Origin of the sequence: Nesterenkonia sp. LB17 (assembly GCF_022565915.1) — a bacterium.
GTDB lineage: Bacteria > Actinomycetota > Actinomycetes > Actinomycetales > Micrococcaceae > Nesterenkonia.
This window is the reverse complement of sequence record NZ_JAJOYX010000002.1, coordinates 120,076-132,383: the sequence shown is the minus strand read 5'-3', so window position 1 is coordinate 132,383 and position 12,308 is coordinate 120,076. Positions and strand designations below refer to the sequence as shown.

Annotated in this window: 12 protein-coding genes; 2 read left to right on the top strand and 10 right to left on the bottom strand. The window is 68.8% G+C overall.

Annotation, left to right across the window (positions count from 1 at the left end; all coding sequences use genetic code 11):
• Positions 1-218: 218 nt before the first annotated feature.
• Positions 219-635: an iron-sulfur cluster assembly accessory protein gene (locus LTH96_RS04410; protein ID WP_241464551.1), complete on the bottom strand. Its 417-nt coding sequence runs from the start codon at positions 633-635 to the stop codon at positions 219-221.
• Between the two features lie 130 nt (positions 636-765).
• Here LTH96_RS04410 and LTH96_RS04405 point away from each other — a divergent pair, with 130 nt between their 5' ends.
• Positions 766-1,374 carry a DUF3043 domain-containing protein gene (locus LTH96_RS04405; RefSeq protein WP_241464550.1) on the top strand — a complete coding sequence of 203 codons (609 nt, stop codon included), beginning with the start codon at positions 766-768 and terminating at the stop codon, positions 1,372-1,374.
• Between the two features lie 28 nt (positions 1,375-1,402).
• Here the strand turns inward: LTH96_RS04405 and LTH96_RS04400 are convergent, their stop codons facing one another.
• Entirely contained in the window at positions 1,403-2,476 is a 1,074-nt protein-coding gene (locus LTH96_RS04400; protein WP_241464549.1) for a quinone-dependent dihydroorotate dehydrogenase, read from the bottom strand.
• Between the two features lie 54 nt (positions 2,477-2,530).
• Here LTH96_RS04400 and LTH96_RS04395 point away from each other — a divergent pair, with 54 nt between their 5' ends.
• A complete protein-coding gene (locus LTH96_RS04395) occupies positions 2,531-3,634 on the top strand; it encodes an alpha/beta hydrolase (RefSeq protein WP_241464548.1) in 1,104 nt (367 codons plus the stop codon).
• Here the strand turns inward: LTH96_RS04395 and LTH96_RS04390 are convergent.
• From LTH96_RS04390 to LTH96_RS04355, 8 genes are all read right to left on the bottom strand, one after another.
• Positions 3,580-4,386 (bottom strand): isoprenyl transferase, encoded by an 807-nt coding sequence (locus LTH96_RS04390; RefSeq protein ID WP_241464547.1) that lies wholly within the window; start codon positions 4,384-4,386, stop codon positions 3,580-3,582. The two genes, LTH96_RS04395 and LTH96_RS04390, sit on opposite strands and share 55 nt — an antisense overlap.
• A 157-nt stretch (positions 4,387-4,543) precedes the next feature.
• Entirely contained in the window at positions 4,544-5,290 is a 747-nt protein-coding gene (recO, locus tag LTH96_RS04385; RefSeq protein WP_241464546.1) for a DNA repair protein RecO, read from the bottom strand.
• Positions 5,291-5,345: 55 nt separating this feature from the next.
• On the bottom strand, positions 5,346-7,106 hold the full coding sequence (gene leuA, locus LTH96_RS04380) for a 2-isopropylmalate synthase (protein ID WP_241464545.1): 1,761 nt from the start codon (positions 7,104-7,106) through the stop codon (positions 5,346-5,348).
• 286 nt (positions 7,107-7,392) lie between these two features.
• Positions 7,393-8,379 (bottom strand): GTPase Era, encoded by a 987-nt coding sequence (gene era / locus LTH96_RS04375; protein WP_370644386.1) that lies wholly within the window; start codon positions 8,377-8,379, stop codon positions 7,393-7,395.
• Positions 8,376-9,878, bottom strand: coding sequence for a hemolysin family protein (locus LTH96_RS04370; protein ID WP_241464544.1), 1,503 nt, complete (start codon positions 9,876-9,878; stop codon positions 8,376-8,378). Before LTH96_RS04370 ends, era begins: the two co-directional genes overlap by 4 nt.
• Before the next feature lie 3 nt (positions 9,879-9,881).
• On the bottom strand, positions 9,882-10,373 hold the full coding sequence (gene ybeY / locus LTH96_RS04365) for an rRNA maturation RNase YbeY (RefSeq protein WP_241464543.1): 492 nt from the start codon (positions 10,371-10,373) through the stop codon (positions 9,882-9,884).
• On the bottom strand, positions 10,370-11,437 hold the full coding sequence (locus LTH96_RS04360) for a PhoH family protein (RefSeq protein WP_241464542.1): 1,068 nt from the start codon (positions 11,435-11,437) through the stop codon (positions 10,370-10,372). The genes ybeY and LTH96_RS04360 overlap by 4 nt, the downstream gene beginning before the upstream one ends.
• Positions 11,438-11,448: 11 nt before the next feature.
• The gene (locus tag LTH96_RS04355; RefSeq protein WP_241464541.1) at positions 11,449-12,303 is read right to left on the bottom strand and encodes a 16S rRNA (uracil(1498)-N(3))-methyltransferase; all 855 of its coding nucleotides are present in this window, start codon (positions 12,301-12,303) and stop codon (positions 11,449-11,451) included.
• Positions 12,304-12,308: the final 5 nt, after the last annotated feature.

Below are 12,308 nucleotides of genomic sequence, written 5' to 3'. Positions count from 1 at the left end.
CTGATCTGCTCCTTCGACCCTGCCTCCGAACCCCGGATACGAGAAAACTCCGCTTCTACCCCGTGTAGAAAACGGGAGAAGCGGAGTTTCGCTCGTGCTGGGCAGCGGCTGAATCCGCTGCCGATGTGTCTGCTTTATGACGCTGTGACTCGGCGGACCGGGTCAGGGCCCGGCGTCGGAACCCGACGGCGCGGACCGATGAGCCCTGGAGGATTCGGTCAGTGGAAGGAGTCGCCGCAGGCGCAGGAGCCGCCAGCATTGGGGTTGTCGATGGTGAACCCCTGCTTCGAGATGGAGTCCTCGAAGTCGATCTTCGCGCCCTCGAGGTAGGGCACGCTCATCTTGTCCACGACGACCTCGACACCGCTGAAGTCGCGCAGTGCATCCCCGTCGAGGACGCGCTCGTCGAAGTAGAGCTGGTAGATCAGGCCGGAGCAGCCGCCGGGCTGCACGGCCACGCGCAGCCGCAGATCTTCGCGGCCCTCCTGCTGAAGCAGCGAGGAGACCTTCTCGGCGGCGGTCTCACTGAGTTCGACCTGGTGGGTCTTGAAGCCATCGACGGCGGATCCGGTGATCTCGGCTGATTCGGTCTCAGCGGCGGATCCGGCGGCGGTGTCCTGGGTGGTGGTGCTCATGGCATACACCTCTCTGGTTGTAGCGGCAGGCCTGTGCTCTACGGTAACAACGCCGAGGGCCACGAGGTTCATTCCCGCCGGTCGAGCACGGCGCAGGGATCAAGTCCATTATTCCCGCTACACTGGCGGGGTGCTAGGACGTAAGAAAAACACTGCCGACCAGATCGCCGAGGCTGAAGCCGCGCAAGCTCGCGAGCAGGCCCAGAACACCAGGCGTCAGCCTGAGAAGAAGGGCGTGCCCACACCGAAGCGCAGCCAGCAGCAGGCGGCACGAAAGCGCCCGCTGGTGCAGAACGATCGCAAGGTCGCCCGCGCCGCCCAGCGCCAGCAGATGGCCGATCAGCGGGTGAAGATGCGCCGGGCGATGGAGACCGGCGAGGAGAAGTATCTTCCTGCTCGCGATCGCGGTCCCCAGCGACGCTACGTCCGGGACTACGTCGACGCGCGCTTCGGCATCGGTGAGTGGATGCTGGTCCTGGTGCTGGTCTTCCTCTTCGCATCCTTCGTCATGAACGAGGGGATGCGCATCATCGTCAGCCAGATCCTCTGGCTCTTCGTGCTCGCCGTCCTCGTCGAGGCCGTGTGGGTCGGGCGCACCGTGCGCAAGAAGATCGATGCCAAGTTCGGCATCGAGAACCGTGAACGCGGACTCCCCTTCTACGCCGCGATGCGATCGCTGCAGATCCGCCGACTGCGGCTTCCCAAGCCGCTGGTGGCCCGAGGACACTTCCCCGCCTGAGCATGAGCCCCGCCCGAGCGGCGGGGCCTCAGCCGCTTCGCAGCAGCGACCTCAGGTCGCGGTTGATCCGGCGCACCCAGAACGGACCCTCATAGACGAAGGCCGTGTAGCCTTGCACCAGGTCGGCGCCGAGCGCGAGCCGCTCGGCCACGTCGGCCCCTGAGGTCACTCCACCGACGGAGATGATCGCGGTGGTGCGCGGCAGCGCGGCGCGCAGCCGGGTCAGCACCTGCTTGGAGCGTTCGGCGAGCACCGGGCCGCTGAGTCCGCCGGCCCCCGCGGCCTGCACCTGTTCCGGGTCGCTGTGCAGATCCTCGCGGGAGATCGTCGTGTTCGTGGCGATCACCCCGTCCAGCCCCAGGTCGCTGACCAGCTCGGCCACGGCGTCGACGTCGGAGTCGGCCAGATCGGGCGCGATCTTCACCAGCAGCGGCACGTGGCGCTGCGCGGCGTCGTCGGCCTCCGCACCCACCGCGGCGAGCAGCGGCCGCAGCGCGGTGATGTCCTGGAGCTGACGCAGCCCCGGAGTGTTCGGTGAGGACACGTTGACCACCAGATAGTCCGCCACCGGAGCCAGCATCCGGGCGGAGACGAGGTAGTCCTCGGTGGCGTGTTCAAGCGGGGTCACCTTGGTCTTGCCGATGTTCACGCCGATCACCGGCGCGTGCCGACCTGCCCGCTTGAGCCGGGAGATCTGCTCGCGGATCTGAACCAGTCGCGGACGGACCTCCTCCGCGCCGTCGTTGTTGAAGCCCATGCGGTTGATCAGCGCGCGGTCCTCGACGAGTCGGAAGAGCCGCGGCGTCGGGTTTCCCGGCTGCGCGGCGGCGGTCACGGTGCCGATCTCGATATGTCCGAATCCCAGGTGCGCCAGCGGCAGCACCGAGGTGGCGCCCTTGTCGAAGCCGGCGGCGAGGCCGAAGGGTGAGGGCCAGACCAGGCCCAGCGCACGGATCTGCAGCGACTCATCCGGGCGGCACAGCCGCTCCAGCACCCTGCCGCCCCCGAGTCGCCTGCTCAGCCGCAGCCCGGAGACGACCAGGTGGTGGGCCTTCTCGGGATCGAGCCGGGTGAAGACGGTCTTGAAGACGAAGCGGTACATGGCTCCCATCCTAGGATGCCGGTCGGCCCGGTGTTGCCTCCTAGGATGGTGAGCATGGATCAACTGCTCGAAGACTCCCCTGTGGGCCTCTGGTCTCCTGATCATCTCCAGGGCTGCAAGCGGCTCACGCTGCCCCTCGGTGAGGACGAGGAGGGGCCGGTCAGCGCGACTCTGGTCAGCTACTCCCCCGATCCCGAACAGCAGGCGGTCCAGGATGAGCGCCCGGCAGCGGGTGGGACCGAGTCGGCGGCCGGGCAGACCCCGGCCGAGCCGGACCACCCAGCGCAGCTGGCCCCGGTGCTGCACCTGCACGGCTGGGCCGACTACTTCTACAACATTCCGATGGCTCGTCGCTGGCAGAGCTGGGGGCGTCCCTTCTACGCGCTGGATCTGCGCAAATACGGCCGGAGCCTGCGCAGCTGGCAGACGCCGGGCTATGTCGATGACTTGAGCACCTACGACGCCGACATCGAGGCCGCGCTCAGCGAGATCCACTCGCTGCACCCCGACGCTCCGGCCCCGATCATCGAAGCCCACTCCACCGGTGGTCTCATCGCCGTGCTGTGGGCGCAGCGCAACCCTGGAGCGATCAGCGCGCTGGTGCTGAACAGTCCATGGCTGGAGCTCTCCGGCGACGTCGCCGCGCGCACCGCCACCGAGGGCTTCCTGGCACCACTGGGGCAGTTCTCCCCCACGCGCGCGCTGAAGCTGCCGGCCGTCGACAACTACTGGCAGACGCTCTCGGATCAGGCGCAGGGCGAATGGACGCTGCATCCTCGGTGGCGCCCGCGCACGTCCTTCCCGATCCGGGTGGGCTGGATGCGTGCAGTGCTGACCGGTCAGCGCAAGGTCTACGAGGGGCTGGGGCTGCAGCTGCCGATCCTGGTGCTGCTCTCGGGTGTGACCGCCTACCGGCGGCACTGGACCGAGGAGCTGCAGGAGTCCGACTCGGTGCTCGACGTGGAGCTGCTGGCCCGCCGGGCGGTCAAGCTCGGCGATCAGGTCACCGTGGTGCGGGTGCACGGGGCGATCCATGACGTCTTCGCCTCAGAAGATGCGGTGCGCACCCGGGCGCTGGACGAGGTGCAGCGCTGGCTGCGGGCCTACGCTCCCGAGGCTGAGCGTCCTGCGGAGAACCTGTCCACCGCCGCGCCGTAGCGGCGATCACGACGGGCGTAGATCTCCACGGCCTCCCACAGAGTGGTGCGGTCCACGTCGGGCCAGAGCACGTCCATGAAGACCAGCTCGGCGTAGGCGGACTGCCAGAGCAGGAAGTTCGAGATGCGCTGCTCCCCGGAGCTGCGCAGGAAGAGGTCGACGTCGGGGAGGTCGGGCTCGTCCAGATGGGCGGCCACGGTCTTCTCGGTGATCTTGCGCGGGTCCATCCGACCGGCGGCGACCTCGGCGGCGATCAGCTTGACCGCGTCGGTGATCTCGGCTCGGCCGCCGTAGTTCACGCACATGGTCAGCGTGAAGCGGGTGTTCTGTGCGGTCAGCTCCTCGGAGGTCTCGAGCTCCTTGATCACCGAGCGCCACAGGCGTCCGGGCTGCCCGTTCCAACGGATCCGCACGCCCCAGGAGTTCAGCACGTCGCGCTGCCGGCGCAGCACTTCGCGCGAGTAGCCCATCAGGAAGCGCACCTCATCGGGTGAGCGTTTCCAGTTCTCGGTGGAGAACGCGTAGACGCTGATGTGTTTGACGCCGATCTCGATCGCGCCGGCGATGACGTCCATCAGCGCGGCCTCACCGGCCCGGTGCCCTTCGGTGCGCGGGAGTCCGCGCTGGTTCGCCCAGCGCCCGTTGCCGTCCATCACGATCCCGACATGGGCCGGCACCAGTTCCGGGGGCAGCTGCGGTGCCGAGACGCGGTCGGGGCGGGGGGCGGGATCCTGATGGATGGGCAGGGACATGGCGTCCATTCTTCCATGTCGCGCCGGCGCAGCCGGCACCCCGACCGTGCGACACTCCCCGGATCGGATCTCACCGGATCAGCTCTCACCGGATCAGCTCTCACCGGTCTGCTCTCACCGGCGCGGCCGCGGCGGCTCCAGCCTCTGCCCGCTCGGTTCAGAGTCCCAGCGAGCTCAGTCGGCGATCCAGGTGGTGTTGGGCGTAGCTGATCACCACGTTCGTGGCCTCATGCCGGATGTCGCTGCGGAAGGATCGGGTGTGCTCCCAGTGGCCGTGCTGCAGCGCGTGCAGCAGCTCCACCGTGGCCGGATCCAGGGTCCGGGTGCCCGGTGGCCGGCAGTCGGTGCAGACCGGCCCGCTGGCGGCGGGGTGGAAGCCGGTGTGGGCGCCGGGCTTGCCGCAGGACACGCAGGCGGTCCAGGTGACCGCCCAGCCGGCGGAGGACAAAGCGCGCAGCAGGTAGGAGTTCAGCACGACGTCGGCCGGGTGGACTCCGCGGGCCAGAGCCGAGTATCCGCCGTGGAGCAGCCGGAACTGGGCGCCGCCGAAGGCCGGATCCGACTCGACGTCCATCAGCCGCTCGGCGGTCTCGGCCATGGTGCTCGCCGCCATGTACTTGTCATAGTCCGCGACGATCGGCGGACCGTAGGTGTTCTTCGACGTGGCCTGGGTGACGATGTCCAGGGAGCGCCCGTGCACGAACTGCACATCTGCCACCATGAACGGCTCCACGGTGGCGCCGAACTTCGAGGAGGTGCGGCGCACCCCCTTCGCAACCGCGCGCACCAGCCCGTTCGCTGAGGTCAGCGCGGTGATGATGCGGTCCGCCTCACCCAGGTTCTGGGTGCGCAGGATGATCGCGGCGTCCCGGTAGGAGCGGGACGCGAAGGTGGAGCCGGCCATGGTGGCAGAGTACTACAGCGGCATGGGCGCAGGCCCTGGGCTGCCGGGGTGCCGGTCAGCGGACCGGGGCGGCGTCGCGCAGCGCGCGGTTCACCGCCGAGATCACTGCCTGCAGCGAGGCCAGGGTGGTGTTGTGATCCAGCCCCACTCCCCACAGCACCCGCTCCCCGATCGCCAGCTCCACGAAGGATGCCGCCTGGGCGTCCCCGCCCTGGCTCATGGCGTGCTCGGTGTAGTCCAGCAGCCGCACGTCGACCCCGTCGTCGGCGAGGATCTGCAGCAGCGCAGCGATCGGACCGTTGGCGTGGGCGGACTGCGAGGTGGCGTGACCGCCGGCCTGCAGCTCCACCTCCATGTGGAACACTCCTTCGGCGTTGGAGGAGGTGTTGACCTCGTCCAGCCGGTAGTGGCCCCACTGGTGGTGCGCGGTGTCCACCGGCAGGTACTCGTCCTGGAAGATCTGCCAGATCTCCTCGCCGGAGACCTCGCCGCCGCCGTCGTCGGCTCGACGCTGGATGACCCCGGAGAACTCGACCTGGGCGCGGCGCGGAAGATCGATCCCGCGTTCGGCCTTGAGCAGGTAGGAGACCCCGCCCTTGCCGGACTGCGAGTTGACCCGGATGACCGCCTCGTAGCTGCGGCCGATGTCCTTGGGGTCGATGGGCAGATACGGCACGGCCCAGGTGATCTCGTCGCGGGAGGCCCCGGCCGCATCGGCGCGGGCGTCCATGTGCTCGAAGCCCTTCTTGATCGCGTCCTGGTGCGAGCCGGAGAAGGCGGTGAAGACCAGGTCGCCGCCGTAGGGTGAGCGCTCCGGGACTCCCATCTGGTTGCAGTGCTCCACGGTGCTGCGGATGGTGCTCATATCGCGGAAGTCGAGCTCCGGGTCGATGCCCTGGCTGAACAGGTTCATGCCTAAGGTCACCAGGTCGACGTTGCCGGTGCGCTCTCCGTTGCCGAAGAGGCAGCCTTCGATCCGGTCGGCGCCGGCCATGTAGCCCAGCTCGGCGGCGGCGACGCCGGTGCCGCGGTCGTTGTGCGGGTGCAGCGAGAGCACGATCGACTCGCGGTTGCGCAGGTTCCGGTGCATCCATTCGATGGAGTCGGCGTAGACGTTCGGGGTGGCCATCTCCACCGTGGCGGGCAGGTTGATGATGACCGGCTTCTCCGGGGTGGCGCCGAAGGCGTCGACCACGGAATCGGAGATGTGGGCGGCGAAGTCGAGCTCGGTGCCGGTGAAGGACTCCGGGGAGTACTGGTAGACGATCTCGGTGGGCGTGGAGGCCGCGGCGTGCATCGCCTCCTCGTACTTCTTGCACAGCCGGGCGCCCTGGGTGGCGATGTCGACGATCCCGTCGCGGTCAGCCTTGAAGACCACCTCGCGCTGCAGCACCGAGGTGGAGTTGTACAGGTGCACGATGGCGCGCGGCGCCCCGGCGATGGCCTCGAAGGTGCGCTCGATCAGGGCTTCGCGCGCCTGGGTGAGCACCTGGATGTAGACGTCGTCGGGGATCTTGTCCTGCTCGATGAGCTGGCGGACGAAGTCGTAGTCGGTCTGCGAGGCCGAGGGGAACCCGACCTCGATCTCTTTGAACCCCATGCTCACCAGCAGCTCGAACATCCGGTGCTTGCGATCCGGGGTCATCGGGTCGATCAGCGCCTGATTGCCGTCGCGCAGGTCCACCGCGCACCAGCGCGGGGCGGTGCGGATGGTCTTGTCCGGCCAGGTGCGGTCGGGCAGCGAGACGGTGATCTGCTCCTCGAAGGGCACATACCGCTGGAACGGCATGGGTGAGGTCTTCTGAAGTTTGCGCATGAGAGCTTCCTTGCTGTGAACGAGCTGAGGGCGAGCGGTCGAGGCGGAGGAGCTCCGCAGCGGGGATTCGACCTGGAAGTGCTGCGCTGTGCTGGATCTACGAGCTGGACCGGTGAGGTGAGCTGGGATCAGACGTGCGCGAGCTCTTCCCCGCTGCGGCGGAGAAGCTCTAGTCGTAGGACGCGCTGGCGTATCGTCTGCACATCTTTCAAACTAGCACGCAGCGCGGGCGTGTGCAGTGGGTCACCCTGATTCTCATCATGTGGACGACCCCCGCTGTCCGGGGCTAGAAGCCGAGCCGGCCGAGCTTCTTCGGGTCGCGCTGCCATTCCCTGGTCACCTTGACGTGGAGATCGAGGTAGACCGGGGTGCCCAGCAGCTTGACGATCCCGGCCCGCGCGTCGGTGCCGATGGCCTTGAGCCGGGCGCCCCGCTTGCCGATGATGATCGCCTTCTGCGAGTCGCGCTCCACGTGGATCGAGACCCGGACGTCGAGCAGCGGCTTGTCGGCGGGCCGATCTTCGCGGGGAACCATCTCCTCGACGACCACGGCGATCGAGTGCGGCAGCTCATCGCGGACGTCTTCGAGGGCCGCTTCACGGACCAGCTCGGCGACCATGATGGCCTCGGGCTCGTCGGTGAGCTCCCCCTCGGGGTAGAGCGGCGGGGACTGTGGCATCATCGCGGCGAGCTGTTCGATCACCACCTCGGTCTGGTCGCCTTCGAGGGCGGAGACCGGGATGATCTCGGCGAAGCCGCCGGCCTGGTTGCCCTCCTGGGCGAGGTGTTCGCGGCCGAGCTGGTCCACAGCCATGAGCTGCTCGGCGAGGTCCTCGCGGGAGACCTTGTCCACCTTGGTGACCAGTGCGATGACCCGCTTGTGCGGGAGCTTGGTCAGCTGGGCGGCGATGAAGCGGTCACCGGGTCCGACCTTCTCGTCGGCCGGGATGCAGAACCCGACGACGTCGACCTCGGAGAGGGTGTCGATGACCAGGCCGTTGAGCCGCTTGCCGAGCAGGGTCCGCGGGCGGTGCAGCCCCGGAGTGTCGACCAGGACCAGCTGGAAGTCGCTGCGGTGCACGATCCCGCGGATGGTGTGCCGGGTGGTCTGCGGCTTCGAGGAGGTGATCGCCACCTTGTCCCCGACCAGCGCGTTGGTCAGCGTGGACTTCCCGGCGTTGGGGCGCCCGACCAGGCTGGCGAATCCGGCGCGGAAGTTCTCGTCGAACGCGGCGAAGCCCTCCTGCTGCGGCGGCATCTGTATTGGGCTCATCGTGGTGTTCCGATCCTCTCCTGCGCCGAGGCCGCGGCTGCGGCCCGGTCGTCCTGCTGGGCTGCTGTCTGGACTGCGGTCTGGGCCGCTGTCTGGGGTGCCGTCTGTGGTGCTGTCTGTGCTGCCGTCTCTGTCGGGTCGAGGTGCAGAGCGTCGGGCTCGGCGTCGGTGCCCAGCCCCGCTCTGGCGCCTCGCCGGTCCTCGGCCTCCCAGGCGAGCACGTGGCTCACCCGATTGCGTCGCCCCTCGAGCCGGTCGGCGCGCAGCACCACTCCGGGGCCGTGGCGGCGCGGAATCTCGACCTCGGATCCGGCGATCGCCACCCGGCCCAGGGCCTTGGCGAGCAGACCGCCGACGGTGTCGACCTCTTCCTCGTCGTCGAGGTCGAGCTCGTAGAGCTCGGCGAAGTCGTCGACCGACATGCGGGCCGAGAGCCGGCGTCGTGAGTCGTCGAGGTCTTCGATCTCGGCGGACTCGGTGTCGTATTCGTCCACGATCTCCCCCACGATCTCCTCGATCAGGTCCTCCAGGGTGACCATCCCGGCGGTGCCGCCGTATTCGTCGACCACGATGGCCACGTGGGTGGACTCGCGCTGCAGCTCGGAGAGGAACTCGGAGACCGGTTTGGACTCGGGCACATAGCGGACGTCGCGCTGGAGCTCGTCGATGAGGATCGAGTCCGGGTCGCGGTCGGTGTAGGCGCTGAGCAGCTCCCCGCTGCGCAGCCGGTGGTGCAGGAACGCGGCATCCTTGAGGTAGATCATGCCGGTGATGTCATCGGCTGAGCCGCGCACCACCGGGATCCGCGAGTATCCGGAGCGGAAGAACAGCGTCATGACCTCGGCGAGGCTGGTCCCGGACTCCACGGTGACCATGTCGGTGCGCGGGACCATCACGGCGCGGACCCGGGTGGCGGAGAGGTCGAAGACGGACTGGATCAGCTCGGCCTCGGCGTGCTCGATGATGTCCTTCTCCGAGGCGCGGGCCACGAATTCGCGGAACTCCTCGTCGTCGAAGAAGCCCTGGTCGGTGTGTGCGGTGCCCGGGACGGTGCGCGCGCCGATGCTGCTCAGCGCCTCGGGGAAGGGTCCGAGCACGACCCGCAGGGTGCGCACCAACTGCGCTGTGGAGGCCGCGACCAGCAGGTGGTGGCCCCGGCCGACCCGCCGCGGGGAGATCGCCGCGGCGATGACTCCGCCGATGAGCAGGACCGCGGAGCCTGCCACGGCGCCGGCGGCAAGCCCGTCGAGGGCCAGTGCGGAGGCCACGATGACCAGCACGACGACGGCGGTGGTGAAGAACCAGCGCCAGGTCTGCAGCGCGAGCGTGTGCGCCACGGGCTGGGCGAGGATCTTCTCCACGGCGGTGGAGCCGCGCTGCTCGGCGATCTCCTCGGCCTCACGGCGGCTCAGCCGCAGGAACGCGGAGTCGGCCGCGGAGAGCGCGAAGGCCAGCACGGCGCAGACCAGCGCAAGGATGATGAGGATGCCGAGGGCCATGGATCAGACCGTCGGCGTCGGGGCAGCGTGACCGAGGTACTCCTCCAGGAGCACTCGCTGCAGGGTGAACATCTCTTCACGGTCAGCCGCCTCGGCGTGGTCATGTCCGAGCAGGTGCAGCACCCCGTGGGTGGCCAGCAGCGCGAGCTCCGCGCTGAGCGGGTGCCCGTTGGCCTTCGCCTGCGCGGCGGCGACGCCGGGGCAGATCACGATGTCGCCGAGCACGCCCTCGGTGACCGGGTCCTCGGCGGTGCCGGCGATGAGCTCGTCCATCGGGAAGCTCATCACATCGGTGGCCCCGGGCAGGTTCATCCAGTCCAGGTGAAGCTGCTCGATGGCCTCTTCGTCCACAAGCGTGATCGACAGCGTCACCGCAGGTGCCAGGTGGAGCTTGGCGTAGAGGAATCCGGTGAGGTCCAGCAGCTCGGCAAGGTGCGCTCCGGAGATCTGATCGGAGCCGGAGCTGTCCTCGACCGTGACCTGGGCCTCGGTCATCGCCGTCCTCCGCGTCGGGTCGCGGGGGCGGGAGTCCGGTCCTGGTGGCGTTCATAGGCGTCCACGATGCGGCCCACCAGTTCGTGGCGGACCACATCCTCGGAGCCGAAGCGGGAGATCTCGATGCCCTCGACGCCGTCGAGGATCTCGATCACGGTGCGCAGTCCGGAGTCGGTGCCGCGCGGCAGGTCCACCTGGGTGATGTCTCCGGTGACCACGATCTTGGAATTGAACCCCAGCCGGGTCAGGAACATCTTCATCTGCTCGGCGGTGGTGTTCTGCGCCTCGTCGAGGATGATGAAGGAGTCGTTGAGCGTGCGTCCGCGCATGTACGCCAGCGGGGCGACCTCGATGATGCCTGACTCCATCAGCCGCGGGATCGAGTCCGGGTCGATCATGTCGTGCAGCGCGTCATAGAGCGGGCGCAGGTAGGGGTCGATCTTCTCGTTGAGGCTGCCCGGCAGGAACCCGAGCTTCTCGCCGGCCTCCACGGCGGGGCGGGTCAGGATGATCCGGTTGACCTCGCGGGCCTGCAGCGCCTGGACCGCCTTGGCCATGGCCAGGTAGGTCTTGCCGGTGCCGGCGGGGCCGATGCCGAAGACCACGGTGGACTCGTCGATGGTGTCCACATAGGTCTGCTGGTTCTTGGTCTTGGGCCGGATGGTGCGCCCGCGGTGGGAGAGGATGTTGGTGGTCACGATCCGCGCGGAGTCCTGCGCGGCGTCGGCGCGCACCATGGTGGCGACCTGTTCGATGATCTCCTCGGTGACCGTGGTCCCGGAGGCGGCCAGGGTCTTGAGCTGGGTGAGGATCTCCACGATCCCGGTGATCTCCCCGGCGGGCCCGCCCACGGTGACCAGCTGATCACGCAGCCCGATGGAGGACGCCGGGTAGATGCCCTGCAGGATGCGCAGCGCGAGGTCCCCGGCGCCGAGGCTGCGGAACATGGTCTCGGCGTCGGCGAAGTGGACCTGACGCTCGATGTTGCCCAGCGCGGCGGCGGTGGCGCCGCGGGCCGCTCCGGAGATGGGCGATGTGCTCGGGTTCTGCGAAGTCTCAGTCATTGGTCCCCAGTCTATGCGGTCTGCTCAGGCTGACCAGTCTCAGCACCCCAGTCCCAGCGGCCCAGCAGCAGCTGCGCGGCGGCCAGCGCCGCGGGACCGGCGGTGGAGGAGCGCAGCACGGTGGGGCCGAGCCGGGCGACCTGCGCTCCGGCGCCGGTGAGCAGCTCGATCTCGCGGTCGCTGATCCCGCCCTCCGGACCGACGACCAGGTGCAGCTCCTGCAGCTGGTGCGTGGAATCCTGCTGCATCGGATCCTTCAGCGTCGGATCCTTGCGGGCGGGCTTCTGCAGCGCGGCGATGGCCTGGGCCAGCGAGGTCTCGTCGGTCTCATGCAGCACGACGACGCCGACCTCGGCGCCCGCGGACCGGATCGCCGTGAGGTAGCCGGCGGTGCTCTGCAGCGGGCGCACCTCGGGGATGGTGGTGCGTCGGGTCTGTTTGGCCGCGGTCGTCACCAGGGCGACCCACTCGGCGTGCTTCTTGGTCTCGCGGCCGGCCTTCCAGCGGGCCACTGAGCGTTCGGCCTGCCAGGGGATCACCGCGTCCACGCCGAGCTCGGTGGCGGACTCCACGCCCTGCAGGTCGCGGCGGTCCTTGGCAAGCGCCTGGACCAGCACCAGCCGGGGCAGCGGCACCGGCTCCTCGATCACGGCGAGGATCTCCACCTCGAGCTGCCCGCCTCCGGCGGAGCGGACGCGGCCTTCGGCGCGCCGCCCCACGGTGTCGGAGAGCAGCACCGGCTCGCCGGGCTGCAGCCGCATCACGGTGGCGGCATGGTGGCCCTCCGCGCCGGTGAGCGTGACCACCTCGGCCACGGCCGCGTCGTCCAGCGCACCCGGGTCGAGGTGGAACAGCGGTGCCGTCATCTCAG

Coding starts and splice junctions, on each gene's coding strand:
- leuA (WP_241464545.1), bottom strand. CDS start 7,106: ATGCGCAAACTTCAGAAGACCTCACCCATGCCGTTCCAGCGGTATGTG.
- ybeY (WP_241464543.1), bottom strand. CDS start 10,373: ATGACCGAGGCCCAGGTCACGGTCGAGGACAGCTCCGGCTCCGATCAG.
- LTH96_RS04370 (WP_241464544.1), bottom strand. CDS start 9,878: ATGGCCCTCGGCATCCTCATCATCCTTGCGCTGGTCTGCGCCGTGCTG.
- LTH96_RS04400 (WP_241464549.1), bottom strand. CDS start 2,476: ATGTACCGCTTCGTCTTCAAGACCGTCTTCACCCGGCTCGATCCCGAG.
- LTH96_RS04360 (WP_241464542.1), bottom strand. CDS start 11,437: ATGACTGAGACTTCGCAGAACCCGAGCACATCGCCCATCTCCGGAGCG.
- recO (WP_241464546.1), bottom strand. CDS start 5,290: ATGGCCGGCTCCACCTTCGCGTCCCGCTCCTACCGGGACGCCGCGATC.
- LTH96_RS04390 (WP_241464547.1), bottom strand. CDS start 4,386: ATGTCCCTGCCCATCCATCAGGATCCCGCCCCCCGCCCCGACCGCGTC.
- era (WP_370644386.1), bottom strand. CDS start 8,379: ATGAGCCCAATACAGATGCCGCCGCAGCAGGAGGGCTTCGCCGCGTTC.
- LTH96_RS04410 (WP_241464551.1), bottom strand. CDS start 635: ATGAGCACCACCACCCAGGACACCGCCGCCGGATCCGCCGCTGAGACC.
- LTH96_RS04355 (WP_241464541.1), bottom strand. CDS start 12,303: ATGACGGCACCGCTGTTCCACCTCGACCCGGGTGCGCTGGACGACGCG.
- LTH96_RS04395 (WP_241464548.1), top strand. CDS start 2,531: ATGGATCAACTGCTCGAAGACTCCCCTGTGGGCCTCTGGTCTCCTGAT.